Annotated in this window: 5 protein-coding genes; 2 read left to right on the top strand and 3 right to left on the bottom strand. The window is 72.9% G+C overall.

The genetic code is table 11. The features are described from left to right. Positions 1-977, top strand: a 977-nt coding sequence (locus B2U11_RS03435) for a helix-turn-helix domain-containing protein (RefSeq protein ID WP_292069976.1), incomplete at its 5' end; no start/stop codon positions are given. A gap of 26 nt (positions 978-1,003) precedes the next feature. Here the strand turns inward: B2U11_RS03435 and B2U11_RS03430 are convergent. From B2U11_RS03430 to B2U11_RS03420, 3 genes are all read right to left on the bottom strand, one after another. After that, positions 1,004-1,834 carry a universal stress protein gene (locus B2U11_RS03430; RefSeq protein ID WP_292069975.1) on the bottom strand — a complete coding sequence of 277 codons (831 nt, stop codon included), beginning with the start codon at positions 1,832-1,834 and terminating at the stop codon, positions 1,004-1,006. Positions 1,835-1,916: 82 nt separating this feature from the next. Continuing rightward, positions 1,917-3,356 carry a hypothetical protein gene (locus B2U11_RS03425; protein ID WP_292069973.1) on the bottom strand — a complete coding sequence of 480 codons (1,440 nt, stop codon included), beginning with the start codon at positions 3,354-3,356 and terminating at the stop codon, positions 1,917-1,919. A 72-nt stretch (positions 3,357-3,428) separates the two neighbouring features. Further along, a complete protein-coding gene (locus tag B2U11_RS03420) occupies positions 3,429-4,418 on the bottom strand; it encodes a helix-turn-helix transcriptional regulator (protein WP_292069972.1) in 990 nt (329 codons plus the stop codon). Positions 4,419-4,511: 93 nt separating this feature from the next. Between B2U11_RS03420 and B2U11_RS03415 the strand changes: the two genes are divergently transcribed. After that, complete coding sequence (locus B2U11_RS03415) at positions 4,512-4,748, top strand: hypothetical protein (protein WP_292069971.1); 237 nt, start codon at positions 4,512-4,514, stop codon at positions 4,746-4,748. Positions 4,749-4,866: the final 118 nt, after the last annotated feature.

Genomic DNA, 4,866 nt, shown 5'->3' with positions numbered 1-4,866 from the left:
CCCGCAACAACCACTTTCCCGAACTGGACGAGCAGGGCGAGGCGCTGGCCGACCTGCTGGCCGCCGACGCCCCGGCGCATGGCGACGGATTCGAGCCGGCGGCGCGCCAGCGGCTGGCCGCGCGGCACGATCTGGGCGTCCGCACCCTGCCGGCGGAGGTCATGGTGGAGTGGACGCGCCGCTTCGACCTACACCGGCGCCGCCTGCTGCTGTCCGACACCCTGGGGCCGGCGTCGCGGGCCTTCGCCATCGCCTATCAACTGGCCCTGGCCGAGCACGGGCCGGCGCTTAACGCCCTGGCCGAGGCCGCGAACGCGCCCGACGCCGCCAGCCGGTCCCTGTTGAAGGTCGCCCTGACCAATACGCTCGCGGCGGCGATCCTGATGCCCTACGTCGCCTTCCAGCGCGCGGCCGAGGAGACCGGCTACGACATGGTGCGGCTGCAGGCGCGGTTCGGCGTCAGCTACGAGCAGGCGGCGCACCGGCTGACGACCCTGTCGCGGCCCTCGGCGCGGGGCGTGCCCTTCTTCCTGATGCGGGTGGACCAAGCGGGCAACATCTCCAAACGCTATGCGGCCGGGGCCTTTCCCTTCTCGCGCTTCGGCGGGGCCTGCCCGCGCTGGCGGCTGCATTCGGCCTTCCGCACGCCGGGACGGATCGTCACCCAGATCATCGAGACGCCGGACGGAAACCGCTGGTTCACCTTCGCCCGCACCGTCGAACGCCAGGGCCATGACGGCTACGGCGAGGCGCACGACCTGGCCGTCGGCCTGGGCTGCGAACTGCGTCACGCCCACCGTCTGGCCTGTGCGCGCGGCCTCGACCTGGAGCAGCCGCACGCGACGCCGATCGGACCGGCCTGCCGCCTGTGCCACCGCCATCCGTGCGCCGAACGCGCCGCCGCCCCCATCGACCGCCCGCTTGCGGTCGACGACTGGTCCAAGTCGGTCAGCCCCTATCCGTTCGCGGCAGGCTAGAGAGGCCCAGGTACGATCCCGCGCCTTCAGTGGCTGAGCAGCAGCCAGGCGGGGCAGCGCGAGATCAGGGCCTGGGTGACGCCGCCCAGCACCCATTCGCGTAGCCGGGAATGGCCCCAGGCGCCGGCGACGACCAGATTGGCGGCGGTCTCCTCGACGCAGGCCAGCAGACGGTCGCCGGCCGGGCGCTCGTCGGCGACGCGGACGTCGCCCTCGGCCGTCGCGCCGTGGCGGTTCAGCCAGCCGGCGACGTCCTTCACCCGCGCCTGGGCCGCATCCGCCTGACCGGGGGCGCAGATCTCGATGACCCGCACGGCCTGGGCCCGGCGCAGCAGCGGCAGGGCGGCGGCGGTCGCGCGCTGGGCCTCGCGCCCGTCCTGCCAGGCCACCAGGGCGACGCCGTCCAGCGGCGCGGCCTCGGCCTGGGGCGGGGCGATCAGGACCGGCCGGCCGACGCCCATCACCAGGTCGCCGGCGTCCGGCGCCCGATAGGGCCGCCTTCCCCCGTCGCGACCGATCAGCACCAGGTCCGCGGCGCGCGCCTGGCGCGTCAGCCAGGCCGCCGGATAGCCGGTCTCGGCGCGCCAGAAGTGCGACACGTCAGCCGCCGCCGCCACCGCCTCGAAGCGGGCGCGGGCGGCGGCCAGTTCGGCGTCGGCCTGGTCGCGCCGCAGGGTCAGGATCTCGCCGGCCATTCCACCGGCCGCCGCCGCGTCGATCAGGGGCGGCTCGGCCTCGCTGACCGAGACGCCGATCACGGCGGCGCCAAACGCCCGCGCCAGGTCGCAGCCGAAGCCGATGCGCGCGACATTGTCCGGTTCGTCGTCCACATAGACCATCAGATTGGCGTAGGTCATGACCAGGCTCCTTGTGTTCGAGAGCCTGGATGCGCCTGGCCAGGCCGGCGCGCCTTGATCCGCGTCAATCCTTCGCGTCGCCTCAGGTCAGGACGACGCGCCCGTTCTCCAGGCGGAAGGCCACGCCCGTCCGCTGGAACAGGCGGGCGACGACGGCGGAGGGGTCGGCCGCGCCCTTGTCCAGCAACTGCTCGACGCCGAGGCGCAGCGAGGGGTCGCGCGACACGCCGGTCAGGGCCGACAGCCATTCCTCGCGCGTCAGGACGCCGTCGGGCTGGGCCAGCAGGGGCTTGATGAAGTCGAACCAGTCGCCGCCGGTGCGGGCCGTCTGCGCGCCCTCGGCCGCCATCGCGAACACGGCGCCGCAGGCGTAGTGGGCGCGGTGCTCGCCCCGGTCGGCGGCGGTGACGATCGAGCGGCCCTGGGTCAGCCGCACGCAGTCGTCCACCTCGGTCTGCAGTTCGGCGCGGGCGTCGTAGGCGGGGTTCAGGGCCTTCAGCGCGCGCACGGCCATCAGATCGGCGCCGCCTTCGGTGATCCACATGTCGCGGGCGTATTCGTAGCGGACCGCCTGGCCCAGCCAGAAGTGCGCGCCCTCGTGTCCGATGAACCAATGGGCGCGGGTCAGGGCCTCGGCGTCCGGGTTCAGCACCCCTTCCCCCTCGAAGCTCATGGAGATCATGCCGGGCAGGACGCTGCCGCCCATGCTGGACAGATGCTCGGTCGGGCCTGTCCAACTGACCATCAGGGTGGGCGCATCCCCCGGCGCCGCGCCCAGCCGCCGGGCGTAATAGCCCATGACGCGCGGGGTGAAGCCAGCCAGTTCGTCGCCCAGCCAGCGCGGCAGGCCGGGATCGACCACGGTGGTCACGCCGTCGCCCTGGCGCGTCGTCGCGTCGCCGAACAGGACATAGGTCCTGGCCTCGACGGCCGTGACCTCGGTCCGGCGCTCGCCCTTGAACAGCACCGGCCCCGCCCGGTCGCGCCAGGTCACCTTCGCGGGACCGCCCGGCACGGCCACGCCGTTCAGATCGCGCGGCAGATCGCCGGCGGCGGCGGCGGCTTCCAGCGGGATCAGGTCGAACTGTTCGGAATAGAGCGCGACCGTCCCGTCGGAAAAGACCAGCGCGGGGTCGTAGGCCGCCTCCAGGTCGCCGGGGCGCGGCCGCATCCGGATGCGCACGTGGCGCGGCACGGCGCCGCCGTCGGTCGCGCGCAGCACGTCGTAGTTTCCGATCCGCTCGATGACGACGCCCGGCGTCTGGACCGTCCACCAGTCCGGCCGCCACGGCTGGCGGCTTTCACGCAGCAGGGCCGAGTTGAAGAAGGCCCAGGCCGGCGCGTCGCGGTCCAGCACATAGTCCACGCTCCAGTCGTCGCCGTCGCGCACCACCGAGACCTGGACCCGCGGCTCCTGCAGGGCGGGCGGCGGGGGCGACGAGGCGACCGGCGCGCAGGCCGCCAGAGGGAGGGCGGCGGACAGGACCAGAAGGGACGCGGCGAGGGCCGGGCGACGGGGCATTCGGATCTCCACTGACACGGATGGACCCAACGGCTTAGGTCGGCGGCGCGCCCGCGTCACCTTAAGCCTTGGTCATCCTCCGGCGGCGTCCAGAGCGCGCCGGGCGGCGTCCAGTTCCCCAGCCATGACCGCCTTCAGCCGTTCGGGCGCCAGGATGGTCGCCTGCTCGCCCCAGGTGAACAGGTGCCAGGCCAGTTCGCGCATGCCCGAGGCGCGGAAGCGCACGATCACCGACCCGTCCGGCTGGTCCTCGAAGGTCTGGGTCGGGTGCCAGCGCCAACCCCGCGCCTCGTCGGCGCCCTGGGGCGAGATGCGCAGGGCCACGTCCTCGATCTCGTCCTGATAGATGCCGAAGGACTGGCTGGCGAAGACGGACAGGTCGAAGTCGGCGGGCGGGGCGGCCATACCGTCCTGCGGGGCGACATGGCTCATCCGGTCCAGACGGAAGGTCTGGATGCGGCCCGTCTCGCGGTCGGCGGCGACCAGGTAGTTGGCGCGGCCGAACATCACCCCGCAGGGCGCGACGCTGCGCCGACGCGGCTCGGCGCCCGGCCGGGAATAGGTGAAGCCCAGCGGCTGCTGGGCCAGCACAGCCGCGCGGATGGCCGTCAGCATGGCCTCGTCCGCCGTGGGACGGGGCCCCGCCTGGACGGCGATGGTCTCTGCCCGCACCAGGGCCTCCAGGTCCGGCGCCATCCGGTTCAGGGTGGTCGAGCGCATGGCCGCCTTCAGCTTGCGCTCCAGCCCCTCCAGCGCGGCGGCCCGGGCGGGTTCGCCGGCGGCGCGCAGGGCCGCCGCCGCCTTGGTCAGCTCCAGCATCTCGGTCGCGGTCGGCGCCTGTTCGAAGGCCGACAGTCCGCCCCGGATGCGCCAGCGCTTGGTCGGCGGATCGGACACCTCGTCCACCTGGGGAAACAGCATCAGGACGGCGTCGCGCATCCGCTCGGCGGTGCGCCGGCCCACGCGCATGTCGCGCGCCATCTCGTCGATGGTCAGGCCTTCGGCGCTGGCGGCCAGGCGCCGCGCCAGTTCGATCACCATCGCCGCCTTGTCGTGCCGCACCGCGCGCCCTCGAAATGATACGTCCGTTTCTGGCGCAATGCTGCTCCATAACGTCCTTATCGACAAGAGGCGAACGCTTCAGGAGATCATCACATGGCCCGCTTCCGCCCTCAGACCCCCGCCTTGGCCGCCGTCAACAGCGAACGCTACATCATCGTCCCGTGCGAGGCCGACGGCTGCGCCGACCTGGCCGTCATCTGGGACCGGCTGGAAGAGCAGGTGGTGGATGTCGTCTCCGCCGCCGCCAGCGCCCGCTACTCGGACGAGGACGCGCTGTGGGACGAAGGCCGCTTCGGCCAGGTTCAGCCCGAATGGCGGATGGCGGCCTAAATTCCGAAAGCCGGGACCCAGCCATTCGCGGCCAGGCGGTTCGGGATCCAGGTCGGCGCGGAACGCTAGGACTTGTTCGCCCAAAGCACTGGGTCCCGGCTTTCGCCGGGATGAGCGG

Source organism: Brevundimonas sp. UBA7534, assembly GCF_002479325.1.
GTDB lineage: Bacteria > Pseudomonadota > Alphaproteobacteria > Caulobacterales > Caulobacteraceae > Brevundimonas.
Note: the sequence above shows the minus strand (reverse complement) of the source record. Positions and strands in the feature narration are given on the sequence as shown.

Excerpts from the sequence above, each read along its gene's own strand:
- B2U11_RS03415 (WP_292069971.1), top strand. The coding sequence starts at position 4,512 with ATGGCCCGCTTCCGCCCTCAGACCCCCGCCTTGGCCGCCGTCAACAGC.
- B2U11_RS03430 (WP_292069975.1), bottom strand. The coding sequence starts at position 1,834 with ATGACCTACGCCAATCTGATGGTCTATGTGGACGACGAACCGGACAAT.
- B2U11_RS03425 (WP_292069973.1), bottom strand. The coding sequence starts at position 3,356 with ATGCCCCGTCGCCCGGCCCTCGCCGCGTCCCTTCTGGTCCTGTCCGCC.